Source organism: Enterococcus sp. AZ079, from assembly GCF_050547255.1.
GTDB classification, from domain to species: domain Bacteria; phylum Bacillota; class Bacilli; order Lactobacillales; family Enterococcaceae; genus Enterococcus_D; species Enterococcus_D casseliflavus.
Window position 1 is genome coordinate 300,174 of record NZ_CP172955.1, and the last position, 13,015, is coordinate 313,188.

General features: G+C 40.8%; 14 protein-coding genes and 1 other annotated feature. Of the genes, 7 read left to right on the top strand and 7 right to left on the bottom strand.

What is annotated here, in order from left to right; genetic code table 11:
* Genes IGJ15_RS01530 through IGJ15_RS01545 form a run of 4 tightly spaced genes read right to left on the bottom strand, consistent with a single transcriptional unit; the run spans position 1 to position 4,055 of the window.
* The gene (locus tag IGJ15_RS01530) at positions 1-285 is read right to left on the bottom strand and encodes a PTS sugar transporter subunit IIB (RefSeq protein WP_010749080.1); all 285 of its coding nucleotides are present in this window, start codon (positions 283-285) and stop codon (positions 1-3) included.
* 15 nt (positions 286-300) lie between these two features.
* A complete protein-coding gene (locus tag IGJ15_RS01535) occupies positions 301-1,638 on the bottom strand; it encodes a PTS galactitol transporter subunit IIC (RefSeq protein ID WP_010749081.1) in 1,338 nt (445 codons plus the stop codon).
* A gap of 15 nt (positions 1,639-1,653) precedes the next feature.
* Positions 1,654-2,109: a PTS sugar transporter subunit IIA gene (locus tag IGJ15_RS01540; protein ID WP_010749082.1), complete on the bottom strand. Its 456-nt coding sequence runs from the start codon at positions 2,107-2,109 to the stop codon at positions 1,654-1,656.
* Positions 2,110-2,111: 2 nt separating this feature from the next.
* Positions 2,112-4,055, bottom strand: a complete 1,944-nt coding sequence (locus IGJ15_RS01545) for a BglG family transcription antiterminator (RefSeq protein WP_010749083.1) — start codon at positions 4,053-4,055, stop codon at positions 2,112-2,114.
* A 453-nt stretch (positions 4,056-4,508) separates the two neighbouring features.
* On the opposite strand from IGJ15_RS01545, the gene IGJ15_RS01550 reads away from it, so the two are divergent.
* The 6 genes from IGJ15_RS01550 to IGJ15_RS01575 all read left to right on the top strand — a co-directional run bounded on the left by IGJ15_RS01550 (position 4,509) and on the right by IGJ15_RS01575 (position 9,411).
* Entirely contained in the window at positions 4,509-5,693 is a 1,185-nt protein-coding gene (locus IGJ15_RS01550; protein WP_010749084.1) for an FtsW/RodA/SpoVE family cell cycle protein, read from the top strand.
* 9 nt (positions 5,694-5,702) lie between these two features.
* Positions 5,703-6,080: an arsenate reductase family protein gene (locus IGJ15_RS01555; RefSeq protein WP_010749085.1), complete on the top strand. Its 378-nt coding sequence runs from the start codon at positions 5,703-5,705 to the stop codon at positions 6,078-6,080.
* Complete coding sequence (locus IGJ15_RS01560) at positions 6,062-6,400, top strand: glycine cleavage system protein H (protein ID WP_010749086.1); 339 nt, start codon at positions 6,062-6,064, stop codon at positions 6,398-6,400. The genes IGJ15_RS01555 and IGJ15_RS01560 overlap by 19 nt, the downstream gene beginning before the upstream one ends.
* A gap of 77 nt (positions 6,401-6,477) precedes the next feature.
* Positions 6,478-6,727, top strand: a binding site (T-box leader).
* A gap of 71 nt (positions 6,728-6,798) precedes the next feature.
* Positions 6,799-7,833 carry a methionine ABC transporter ATP-binding protein gene (locus tag IGJ15_RS01565; protein WP_005227918.1) on the top strand — a complete coding sequence of 345 codons (1,035 nt, stop codon included), beginning with the start codon at positions 6,799-6,801 and terminating at the stop codon, positions 7,831-7,833.
* The gene (locus IGJ15_RS01570) at positions 7,826-8,512 is read left to right on the top strand and encodes a methionine ABC transporter permease (protein ID WP_005227919.1); all 687 of its coding nucleotides are present in this window, start codon (positions 7,826-7,828) and stop codon (positions 8,510-8,512) included. Before IGJ15_RS01565 ends, IGJ15_RS01570 begins: the two co-directional genes overlap by 8 nt.
* Before the next feature lie 44 nt (positions 8,513-8,556).
* A complete protein-coding gene (locus IGJ15_RS01575) occupies positions 8,557-9,411 on the top strand; it encodes a MetQ/NlpA family ABC transporter substrate-binding protein (protein WP_010749087.1) in 855 nt (284 codons plus the stop codon).
* Positions 9,412-9,449: 38 nt separating this feature from the next.
* Here the strand turns inward: IGJ15_RS01575 and IGJ15_RS01580 are convergent, their stop codons facing one another.
* The 3 genes from IGJ15_RS01580 to IGJ15_RS01590 form a co-directional block, all read right to left on the bottom strand.
* Positions 9,450-10,496 (bottom strand): helix-turn-helix domain-containing protein, encoded by a 1,047-nt coding sequence (locus tag IGJ15_RS01580; RefSeq protein ID WP_010749088.1) that lies wholly within the window; start codon positions 10,494-10,496, stop codon positions 9,450-9,452.
* Between the two features lie 248 nt (positions 10,497-10,744).
* A complete protein-coding gene (locus IGJ15_RS01585; RefSeq protein ID WP_005227922.1) occupies positions 10,745-11,062 on the bottom strand; it encodes a DUF960 domain-containing protein in 318 nt (105 codons plus the stop codon).
* A 316-nt stretch (positions 11,063-11,378) separates the two neighbouring features.
* Positions 11,379-11,993, bottom strand: a complete 615-nt coding sequence (locus IGJ15_RS01590; RefSeq protein WP_005227923.1) for a 50S ribosomal protein L25/general stress protein Ctc — start codon at positions 11,991-11,993, stop codon at positions 11,379-11,381.
* 300 nt (positions 11,994-12,293) lie between these two features.
* Between IGJ15_RS01590 and IGJ15_RS01595 the strand changes: the two genes are divergently transcribed.
* Positions 12,294-13,010 (top strand): 16S rRNA pseudouridine(516) synthase, encoded by a 717-nt coding sequence (locus tag IGJ15_RS01595; RefSeq protein WP_010749089.1) that lies wholly within the window; start codon positions 12,294-12,296, stop codon positions 13,008-13,010.
* The last annotated feature ends 5 nt before the right edge of the window (positions 13,011-13,015 follow it).

A 13,015-nucleotide genomic window follows, 5' to 3' on the forward strand; every position in this document is an offset into this window, starting at 1 on the left:
TTATTCTTTGATTTTCTTTTCGATTTCCGCGTACATTTCTTCTGTACCAATCCCTGTTAAGAGTGGCAGCCCCATAATTACGCGATCTTTGATTGAGTCTGGAACAACCGTTGTACTCACCACGATGTCATAGTTATCAATTTTATTCATCTCATCTGCCACTTTGGATTGATACAGTTTCACTTGATCAGTCATCCCTTTTTCTTTCAGCCATTCTTTTACCTTATTTGTTACAATTGTTGAAGTTGCAACACCTGTACCACACATAATCAGTAATTTTTTCATTATCATTTCCTCCTATTATTTCGATGTTTGTTTCTTGGGACGAATTTTATTTACATAAATCAATCCAAACAAAACAGAGACGCCAATTATGGCTAAACCGCCCCAGCTTAATATTTTGGTTAAGCCGACATAAAGGAATGTGGTCCATAAACCACCTTCAGCCATAGCAGTGATCATAGAGTTTCCTTGTAGATCAAAGTTTGCGGATCGAGCAGCAGTAGTGACAAGCGGTGCTGCCCACGAAGTAATATATAGAATGCTTACCATATAAATCGTTCCAGCAATTACTGTTCGAATAATGTTTCCTCCAAAAACAGCAGCCATCAAGCAAATCAGAAAGGGAATAGTTGCTAAATCACCAAAAGGCAAGGTCGTATTGCCTGGTAGAACTACGGCTAACAAAATAGTGATCGGAACTAAAAGCAATGAGGAAGATAGGACAGCTGGATGACCAACCGATAATGCTGCATCCATACCGATGTAAAGCTCTCTTCCAGGAAACCGTTTTTTGACGAATTCATTTGCAGATTCAGAAATAGGCGTTAGACCTTCCATCAGTAAAGCCACCATTTTGGGCATCAAAACCATCACAGCGCCTGTTTGGACGGCTAATTGACCGACACCTGCTGTGTCATATCCGGCAAGTATTCCCATGATGAGACCAATCAAAAAGCCCATAACAGTAGAGTCACCAAAGACACCAAATTTTTTCTGAATGGTTTCTGGATCTGCTTTCCAATCTTTTAGTCCTGGAATACGATCAAAGAGCCAATTCATCGGTAGTGCAAAGATGAATCCTGGTGCGGCGGTACCATGAGGAAAAGTAATATTAGGAAACCCGTAGAACTTATTAATGATCGGACCTAAAATATCTCCCATTAAAAGAATCATCATCAAATAGATGACGGTCGCCGCGATTCCCATTGCAAAATCTCCAGTGAGGGCATAAATCAGAGAAGAGATGAAGGCTGCGTGCCAAATATTCCAAATATCTACATTCAATACTTTGGTTAGCCCTAAAATGATGAGTAGAACATTTAGGACCACACCAATCGGAATCGCAAGACTTCCTAAAATCGTCCCGTAAGAAATTGCCGCTGCGGCAGGCCATCCGACATCAATCGTTGTCAGATTTAATCCTAAACGTTCAACCATATGCTGTGCTGCGGGACCCAAACTGCTGCTTAGAAGGTCAATCACCAAATTCAATCCAACAAACCCAACGCCAACAGTTAAAGCTGAAGTAAAGGCTTTGCTAGGTTTTGTCCCCAAAATTATTCCAAAAATAAAAATTAAAATCGGCAAAACAACGATTGAACCTAGATCAACGAACCACTGTAATGCATTTAACATAATTGTTCCTCCTTTTTATTGCAGTCCATTTCTTTCAATAATCGAAAGATACTCTTCTTTAGTCGTTACTGAGGATAAGGCATCCAAAACCCCGGGTGTTTGAAACATAGAGATAAGATTTTGCAGCATACCCAATTGCTCATGTGGTTCCTTCAGTGCAAGCATGAACAACAGGGATACATCGATTTTCTTTTCTTGTGAACCCATTTCAATAAATGAAAGGGGAGAGGCAAGTGACATAAAAGCGACTTGGGATCGTAAAACAAATTTGCTGTCCGTGTGTGGGATCGCTACCCCAATGCCGTTAATTTTTAAACCTGTAGGAAAGGTTTCTTCTCGCTGTACGATATTTTGATAGAACTGATCATTTACACAATGAGTTTTGATGAGTTCGTCTGCTAATAGTCGAAAAGCTTCCTCTTTTGTTTTAGAATCTTTTTCAAGTAACACGATTTGGTGATCAAAAAACATGATCAATTTCCTCCTCTTAACAATCTTTGATACAGTTCTTCTTGCGTTTGACTATTAACGATCCATTGAATTTCTTCGGCTGAGTTAAACAATCCGTAAATCGAAGCGATCAACTCTTTTGCCTCGATCATGTTTTCTTCAGCAATCGCAAGCAAAACAATTAGTTGGATTTTTGTGTCTCCCCAAGTAATTGGCGCATCGAGGGTGAGAAAAGCAAGTTTTGTTTCTTTCACTGTATGTGGATCAGCATGTGGAATGGCTACTCCCGTCTTTAAGCCAGTGCTTCCTAGTTCCTCTCGTTCAAATAGAGAATGCTTAAATTTTGTTGTAACAAGCTTTTTTTTCAGATAATCATCTGCTAAAAAATCCAGTACATCTTTTTTTGTTCGAAACTTTTTTTTGACGAAAAGGAAAGTAGGATCTAAATATTTTTGTAATAAAGTCGTTTTCTGGTATTTTTTTGAGTAAAAATTTTTCTCATTCTCATTAAGATTAGATATCTTTGCTGAGATTCTTCCTATTTCTTCGGTAGTAGGAAGCGGCGAAATATAAATAACTGGCGGTGCTGTAATGTCCAATGGAATAGTTGATATGATCAGATCAACAGTCTCAAGAGATGTACTGGCCAGTTTACTTAAAGGAATGATCTCCAATACGGTATCAGCCGCGATCGTCTGTTTGATACGGTTAAAAATCAACTCCGATGTAGCAAAACCTGATTGGCAAACAATTAGTATATGGTTAGTAATTTTTATCTTTTCAAAGGCTAACTGAAAATGGATCGTCAGAAAAGAAACTTCGTCTTCTGTTAATAAGATTTGAAATCGCTCCTCTAAATCTCCAATTGCATATTTGGTCAATGTATACATTGTTGAGTATTGTTTTTTGATACTTTTTATCAGTGGGTTTTTCAATAAAATGCCTGTCTTTGATCGATGGATCATGGGAACGATATGAGCCAATAATGTTTGCAGTAATAATTTATCTTGTGTCAGATCTGCGTTTAACATATGTGACATTTTTTGAATAATTTGTTTCGTACAATTTGTGATAGTAGATTCGTGAGGCTCATCCATTTGTCCAAAAGGTTCGATACCGTGTGCTAATAACAGGGAACATACATATTGAATATCTGTATCACTAAATTGAACAGGTAGTTGCTGTTGGATCATTTCAGAAAAATCAACCGCGATCATATAGAATTTCATTCGTCTAAGTTCGTCAAATACTAGATGCTCTTGTTTTTCAATGTGTTTATCTATAAGAAGTCTTGAAAGAAAAATTCGCAATGAAAGCTTCAAGGATTCAATAGAATAATTATTGACTGGATGGCCGATTGTTTGAGTCATATCTGAGACAAATTTCTTCGTTAAATCGAGTACCTTAGAGTCAAAGAGATTGTTGACCAAAAGATTTTCACTGGCTTTGGCGTCGGTATACTTCTCTAAAAAAGATTTGAATACGTTTTGAGTAGCAGATTCAACTGAGGTTAGTTTGAGTCCGCTTGTAGTCATTTTTGTAGATACGTGATGGAATCGACAGAAAGCAACGATTTCATCAACATCTTTCTTTATTGACTGGTTGCTAATATAAAAATATTCAGAGAATTCCTGATAGTGCATTGGCTTTGCTGAAAACAGATAGTTAGCGAAAATAAAGATTTTACGATAATTAGGCGAAAATAGTTCGAGTTTAGTCTCTTTTTTTGCTAACAATCGATATCCATTCTGTTTCGCTGATTCAGAACCAGATAAAAAGATTCCTTTTCTTGGTACTTTTTTGATAGCTAGTCCCGAATCTTTTAGTTTCTTTTCTAAAGTCGTTAAATTGTTATAAACTGTTTTTTGGGATACATTTAACTGCTTTTGAAAAAAAGAGGCAGGGCGAAACTCCTTTTGTTCTAATAGCAATTGCAACAGTAGCTGTTCTCGATTACTTAAAATCATTGGTTCACCTCCGGAAGCGCTTCCTTAATTGTATTCTAGTGAAATTATATGGTGGCGTAAATAACATTTCATTACCACATTAATGTGGTAAATACGATTGTCGTATATCAATTTATATTTTGTAAAAAGTAGTCATTTGTTGCTATTTATTTGAAACGGAAACTAGGCGGGGATCTATCATGGAGTTAAAGTTGCTTTATTCTGTTAGATAGAGCAAAGATTTATCAAAAATAAAGAAGAATACATAGAATAAGGTATTTGATTAATAAGAAGAATGGACGAATTCAGCGATTATTTCGTTGTAATTCTAAACAATTTTGGATTGTTTTTAACCCTCTTTTCCCGAAAATCATTAAAGTTTCTAAATTTTTTGTGAATGCTCATGGACAATCCTTTCTTTTCTCCTCAATTATCACTATAATGGATAAAGATTCTACAGAAGAGAGTGTGGACATGGAAAATTCACGAATAAAAACGAACGATAATCGAATTGACTACGGTGTGATTCTACCCGTATTTTTATTATGTCTGATTGGTTTGGCGTCCCTGTATGTGGCGCTGACACACGATCCGAATAATCCGAATATGCTGCGAATGTTAGGGTTTCAAGCTTTATGGTATGTGTTAGGCGTTGTTGCCGTGATCATTATCATGCAGATCAAATCAAAATGGCTCTGGAAATTGACGCCCTATATTTATGGGGCTGGGCTAGCCGTTATGCTGGCGCTGCTGAAATTTTACAACCGGACGATGGCTGCCTCGACAGGGTCGAAAAACTGGTTTAGTTTTGGTCCCTTTACCTTGCAACCTTCAGAATTGATGAAGATCGCCTATATCATGATGTTGGCGTTAGTCGTCACGCAGCACAATGTCAAGCATCGGGAACGGGATCTGAAAACAGATGGGTTACTGATTGCAAAAATGTTAGCCGTCACGATCCCAGTCCTGATCCTGATCACCTTACAAAATGACTTTGGTACGATGTTGGTCTTTCTAGCGATTTTCGGTGGGGTCTTCTTGATGTCAGGAATCTCATGGCGAATCATCGTGCCAGTGATTGCGGCATTTGTGATTCTCGGCGGTGGAACGATTTTCTTAGTGACTACCGATGTTGGTCGCGAGTTTCTGTACAATACAGGAATCTTTAAAGAATACCAATTCGCCCGTATCGATTCGTGGCTAGATCCTTTTCATGATACCCAAGGGCAATCCTTCCAATTGGCGTATGCTCTGATGGCGATCGCCTCTGGCGGGATGTTCGGGAAAGGATTTAATGTCAGCGATGTGTATGTACCAGTCCGAGAATCCGATATGATTTTTTCGGTGATCGGTGAGAATTTTGGGTTTATTGGCAGCGCGTTTGTCATTTTATTGTATTTTATTTTGATTTACCGAATGATCCGCGTATGTTTCGATACCAACAATGAATTTTATGCCTACTTGGCAACTGGGATCATTATGATGATTCTCTTCCATGTGTTTGAAAACATTGGCGCAAACATCGGTCTCTTACCGTTGACGGGGATTCCACTGCCGTTTATCAGCCAAGGAGGATCTGCCCTATTAAGCAATATGATTGGGATCGGTTTGATTTTATCGATGCGCTATCAAGCTGAGACCGCACCAAAAACACTTTAAGGAGTTCACATGATTACATTTTATTGGTACCCAAAATGCAGTACATGCCGAAATGCGAAGCGTTGGTTAGAAGAGCACGAGATTCCTTTTGAAGCGATCGATATGGTAGCTACACCGCCTCAACCGGAACAATTGCTGGCTTGGATCCAATCAAGCGAAGCACCGTTAACCCGTTTCTTTAACACAAGCGGCATGAAATACCGTGAATTGCAATTAAAAGAAAAAGTGCCGACCATGACTGCCCAAGACGCAGCCGATGTGCTGGCAACCGATGGTATGTTGATCAAGCGCCCACTGCTGGTTAGCGGCGACCGCTTTTTGATTAATGGATTTAAAGAAAATGAATATGAAGGAGTCTTACTAGAATCATGGAAAAGAAATGCTTAAGAAAAAAAGATAATTTGTGGGTTTTGTTTAACGGGAAAGAATATTGTGTCGGTTTAACAAAAGAAGCGCAAGAAGAACTTGGTGCGGTCACGTTTGCTTCGATTCAAAAAGCAGGAACTGCTTTAAAACAAGGAGAGACCCTTGTTGAGCTGGAAGCGGAAAAAGCAGTCAGTGAATTTCCAAGTCCATTGACGGGCGTGATTTCTTCCGTAAATGAAAAAATCGATCAATCGATTGATACCTTAAATGATGAAGACGAAATGAACGCTTGGCTGGTTAGCTTCAAAGAGGTTGACCCAAGTCAATTTGAAGCCTTGTAAGTCAAAGCTGTAAAAACGACTATTTTTTCAAAAAGAATTGACAGTCGGATAAGACGTTGCTATAATTTGCTCAATAAATGAATGCTTTGAAAAGAAGAGTACATGTTCTTAACGTACACAGAGAGCCCTGTTTGGTGCAAATGGGCAACGGAGAGAGGATGGAAGATGGTCTTTGAGCATGATAGGTGAGTGGAAACAAGCCTATCACGGGAGGCACCCGTTACAGTGCAGCAGTATGCGAAGCAATTCAAGTACTGAGCGAGGCTGTTGATGCGAATCGACAGTAAATCAAGGTGGTAACGCGGAAGTTGTGCTTTCGTCCTTTGTAACAGTATAATGTACAGAGGATGAAAGCTTTTTTTGTGTTTAACCAACCAAAGAGGAAAGATGGGAATAACATGGCATTAATCGAATTGTCGCATGTAAAAAAGTCATTCGGCAAAAAGCAAACGGCTGTCCACGCCGTCAATGATGTTTCACTGCAAGTGGAAAAAGGCGATATCTACGGAATCGTCGGTTACTCTGGTGCTGGGAAAAGTACATTAGTACGTTTGTTGAACGGCCTAGAATTGCCGACAGCAGGAGATGTAGTCATTAACGGTCAAAACATTTTGGCATTGAAAAACAAAGAATTGAGAAACTTCCGCAAAAAAATCGGCATGATTTTTCAGCACTTTAATCTTTTATGGTCTCGAACGGTGGCGGAAAACATTGAATTGCCATTGGAGTTGGCTGGCGTTGAAAAAGCAAAACGCCGTCAACGAGCGCAAGAGCTGATTAAATTAGTTGGGTTGGAAGGACGGGAGAATGCCTATCCGGCACAATTGTCTGGCGGACAAAAGCAAAGAGTCGGGATTGCTCGTGCACTAGCGAATGAACCAGAAATTTTGCTGTGTGATGAAGCAACGAGTGCGTTAGATCCACAAACAACAGAAGAAGTGTTGGATCTCTTGCTTTCCATCAATAAAAAATTGCATTTGACGATCGTCCTGATTACCCATGAAATGAACGTCATTCGCAAAATCTGCAATAAGGTCGCGGTGATGGAGCATGGGCAGATCGTGGAAGAAGGGTCAGTGCAATCGGTTTTCCGTAACCCACAGCAGGAAGTGACCAAACGTTTTGTTCAGCAAGATTTGGAGCCAGAAGAAGATGCTGAAGAATTACGGCAAGCCTTCTTACGAGAAAATCCGCAAGGGCATTTAGTGACCTTGACTTTTACACAAGACAACGCCAATGAACCAGTGATTTCACAAGCAATCCGTCGCTTCCAGATCGATGTCAATGTCGTTTACGGAAAGATCCAACAAACCAATGAGGGATCCTTTGGCGGCTTGACGGTTTTATTGACAGGTGAAGCAAGTGAGATCGAAAAAGCGATCGCCTTTTTCAAAGAGCAGCAAGTAGGCGTGGAGGTGATTGAACGTGGATAAGTCATTTGTAGAAACCTATTTTAATTTTGAAAAGGTCGACTGGGCCAATATGCAGCAAGCAACCCTAGACACCTTGTTTATGACTTTCTTCTCCATGGTTTTAGTGGTTGTGATCGGTTTACTTCTAGGATTGGCGCTTTATTCACTAGGGCGTAAACAAACAGCGGGAGCCAACATTTTCTATAACGTGGTTTCCATCATCAGTAACGCCTTTCGCTCAACGCCATTCATGATTTTGATGGTCTTGATCATTCCGTTTACAACGTTATTAGTCGGTTCGTTCCTAGGGGCAAAAGCAGCGATCCCAGCATTAGTTTTATCGGCGGCACCGTTTTATGCTCGGATGGTGGAAATTGCTTTTCGTGAAGTCAATCCTGGTGTGATTGAAGCAGCGGAAGCGATGGGCGCTAGCTACTGGGAGATCATTTATAAGATCGTGATTCCAGAAAGTGTTCCGGCATTGATTTCAGGGCTGACGGTCACAACAATCTCAATGATTGGTTATACTGCCATGGCAGGCGCGATCGGTGCCGGCGGGCTAGGCGCTTTGGCTTGGCAAGAAGGATTTCAACGTGGAAATTACACTGTTACGCTTGTTGCAACAGTGATTATTTTAATTATCGTTTTCATTATCCAAGGAATCGGCGATTTCCTTGCGAAAGCCACCGATAAACGGTAAATGAAACGAAGAACAAAAAGTGGAAAATATGGGAGGAAATGGATATGAAAAAGATTTTTGGTATTGCAACAACCTTATTGTTAACTGCCGCTTTAGCAGCTTGTGGGACAGGCTCAAATTCAGGAAGCTCTGACTCATCTGCGGCTGAGGGAGAATCAACAAAATTAGTGATCGGTGCATCAGTTACGCCTCATGCGGAAATTTTAGAACAAGCCAAACCTTTACTAGCAGAAGAAGGCATTGATCTTGAAATCAAAACCTTCGATGATTATGTGTTGCCAAACAAAGCATTGGAAAATGGCGATATCGATGCCAATTACTTCCAACACATTCCTTACTTGAACAAACAAATCGCAGACAATGGCTATGATTTTGTCAATGCTGGTGCGATCCATATCGAGCCAATGGGTCTTTACTCAAAACGAATCTCTGATATTTCAGAACTAGAAGATGGTGCAACGGTTCTTACTTCCACTTCTGAATCTGACTGGGGTCGTATCCTAACGATTTTACAAGATGCTGACTTGATCACTTTAAAAGACGGCGTTGATACAGAAACGGCAACCTTTGATGATATTGCTGAAAATCCGAAAAACTTAGAATTTAAACATGACGTCGATCCATCTCTTTTGGCGACTGCTTATCAAAACGACGAAGCAGACCTAATTGCCATCAATGCGAACTTCGCATTCGGGATCGATTTGAACCCAGCGGATGATTCTGTTTTATTAGAAGCGGATAATTCGCCTTATGTCAACGTGATCGCTGTCCGCAGTGGTGACGAAGATAGCGACAAAATCAAGAAATTGATCGAAGTGCTGCATTCAGACGAAATCAAAGACTTTGTGGAAGAGCAATGGCAAGGTTCAGTGAAAATCGTTGATGCTGACGCAAAATAATTCACTGCCAACTAAATGAACCTCAAAAGAGCGTGTCGCTACTTAAGCGGACGCTCTTTTTTTTGCGGAAAGGCAATGATCGGTTGGAAAAAAGAGAGCTCTTGCCAAATGCATTCATAGAGTAAGGGCAACTCGGGATGCTTTTTTAAGAGTTTTTCGTAATGGGGAAGCTGAGTCAAAAAAGCCTGGACCAAGCGTTGGGAACGTTCAGATAGGCAAGGATTTAGTGGCGGATAGACAAATAAATTGCCTTCCAGTAAGGCGCCCAAAAGATGGGCTTGGAAAATTTTCGACAAAAGCACTTCTAATGGCTGCTGGAGCGGATGCTCCGACAAAATCGGCGTGATGATTCGTCGCAAAAGGAAGGCTTCTTCTGTTGGCACATAAAAAGGCTCCAGTGTTAGCAGCTGTTGCCACAAAAATAAATAGCTGCGTTCACCAACTAAATAAAAACGCGGTACAAAACATGTTGGATAAACTTGCTGAGTAAACGTGGCGGGGGTGTTGGGATAAAAAGCGTTTGCGCGCAACTGATGAATCTGCTTCAGTTCTTGAAACGCTTGATTGGGGGAAAGCGTCGGGCTTGCTAAGAGGGTGAGTCGAAAAATCACATAACGCAGTTGCCGTTCATTGCCAGTAATCAAAGGAAAACTGCGACGGTCGATCCTTAGATGATAAGGTGCCAAAAAAAAGGAAAAGGACAAAAAGCGCCGATGCAAACTGGAGGGGCTCAGGTAATACCGCTTGTGGAGGTCCGCAAAGGAAATGGTCGGCATTTTTAACAGTAACAAGAGCAACTGATAGTTTGTACTTTTATTAAACAATGCAGCAAGCATTTCTGTATGGGGGAAGTTTTTGCTGGCTAGGGGCTGCTGCAAATCATGAAAGGCACGAATGTGTCCTTGCTGCACATCATAATGGAAGGAAGGGTCCTCGTTTAAACAACTGGACAGTAGCCGACGGATCGTTTTGACGGAAAGATTTTGGTCGGCAGCAGCTTTATTCAAAGGAAGGGGATTTTCGCTCAAGAGCATCGTGGACAGACGCAGCATTTGCATAATATCTTTTTCAAGGATATTTTTCAAAACCAGGCACCTCTTTCAGCTGAATTTTGCAACTGTCCTTATTATAAGGGAACTTCACACGTTATTTTAACACATAAAAAATAGTCAATAAAACGTAATAAAAAACGGGGGATTCATTGGTTGCTTCCTCGAACCCTGTATATTATAGAATTAAATGAGAGGAAGGAATCAAAAAAAACCACCTTTTAAAATAAAAAGGGTGGTTTTTTATGTAAGTAACGTTATAAAAAGAGAAACACGAAGCGCTGTTAACGAGTCTCGCTAGGCAATAAAATCGTTTGCCGCTGCCCATCGTCATACACATAGACTTTTTGAGGATAGAGGTCGGAATAACGGTAAGGCAGATCAACGCCGAGTTCGATTTGACTTTGTGCTTGAGAAAAAAGCAGTGTGACACGACCGTGATTGTTTTGGACTTCAAAGGTGAGCAGATTTGTCAACGGAATAAACCCTTTTAAATCGAGATCGATGATTAACCAAATACTATCGATTAGTTCGCCAGGCAGTGTTTGAACAATCCCGCCAGAAGCGTAGCGGCTGCGGTGATCATCAAATGTTTCAAACATAAAAACCCCTCCTTCAAGTAGGCTTGCCAATAACATCAAATTTGTCTATTTATCATAATGAAGAACCGTCAAAAATGCAACTACTTCTGCTTTTCTTTTTGGTCAGCGACGCATTTTAACTATTTTCTTAAAAATTTGTTGGGTTGGCTGGACCAAGCTTTCCCATGGCGTCTTTCAGTGGAAAATAGTCAGTTGCAGCTCACCAGCTCTTCGTAAGAATGAAAAAGACTCTTAAAGGAAAAGCCCTTCAAGAGTCTTGCATTTCTTAGAAGTGTCTGTTGATTGAAGACGTGATCTTAAGAACGATGTTCTATGATTATTCTTCGTCTTCACCGATAACTGCTGGTTCAGCAGCTTCGCCAGCTTCTTCATCTTCAGAGATTTCTTGTGGTTCAGTAACCGCAACGATTTGTTCTTCTGGATCGGTCACGATCGTGTACTCGTCGTTCTTAGGCAGATCAGCCACTGTTAATGAATCGCCGATCTCTAATGACGTTACATCGATCTCAACACGTTCAGGCAATTTGTCTGGTGTTGCTGATACAACGACTGTATACAAGTTTTGTGCTAGAACACCACCAGCTTTGACACCAGCAGATTCGCCAATTAAGGTTACTTCTGCTTCTACTTCTGTTTCTTCATTCATATCGACAGATAGGAATTCAACGTGGGTTAAATTGCGTGTGAAGGTATCTGATTGATACTCTTTGATCAGTGTATTGACTTTTTTGCCTTCTAAACTGATCGTGATTACGGTATTCAATCCATTTTCACGCAAGATTTTTTCTAATTCTGCTGCATTGACAGCAATCGGTGTGCTTTCTACTTTGTACCCATTGACAATTGCAGGTACTTTTCCTTCGTGGCGCAACTTGTTCCGTAAAGAACGTGGGCGAACTTCTCTTTTCGTAACTTCTAATGATACTGACATAACTCAATTCCTCCTAAAATTTTCTCGTTAATAACGAGATTTTTTAAGCAAATTTTGTTAACTCTGCACATTAAGTGGTACGTGAGTGAAAACACGCAAAAGGGCAGTTGTGTACACAACTGCCCCAGAAAGTTTTGGTTCAACTTTTCTCCACCAGGTCATAACGCTGTGTATGAGAAACTATATTTACTTTACTCTTTAACCTTACGCAAAAAGACAAAGAAAGTCAAATCATTTGAAATCCTGGCAGTTTCCTTTCGCTAGATCCTGAGCTATAATAGCCACTATGGAGAAAAATTTATGCGTTTAGATAAAGTGATCGAGCAACAATTGAATACTTCTCGGAAAGAGATGAAACGGTTGTTTCAGCAAGGAAAAGTCCTCGTGGACCAAAGGATTGAAGGGCGACCTGAGCGCAATGTCGATAGCGCCATCCATCAAATCATCGTTGCGGGTCGTCAGTTGGAGACGCAGGAACGCTATTATATCGTCAACAAGCCCAATGGTGTTGTTACAGCGAATGTTGATCAACAGCACCAGACAGTGATCGATTTGATTGCACCAAAGGACCAGCACCCAGATCTTTATGCCGTCGGTCGATTGGATCGGGACACGGAAGGGTTGGTATTAGTTACGACGAATGGTCAGTTAGGCTATGACTTGCTGCATCCCACCAAAAAGGTGACCAAGCGATATGAAGTGGTGGTCAATGACTTGGTGACTCCTGAAGATGTGGCGGCATTTGCCACAGGGATCACCTTTCATGGTGGTGTCACTTGCAAACCAGCTGCCCTAACGATCATCGATGCCCGAGCGGATCGTTCCTTTGTTTCGTTAGAAATTGCTGAAGGCAAGTTCCATCAAGTGAAAAAGATGTTTTTAGCCCGAGGGAAAAAAGTCATTCAGCTGAAACGAACAGCGATGGGTTCGCTAGTTCTACCAGATGATTTAGCAGTGGGGAGTTATCGCTCGCTGACGCAAGAAGAATTAAAAGGACTGGCGGCGCATTTCCGCTGAGAAAG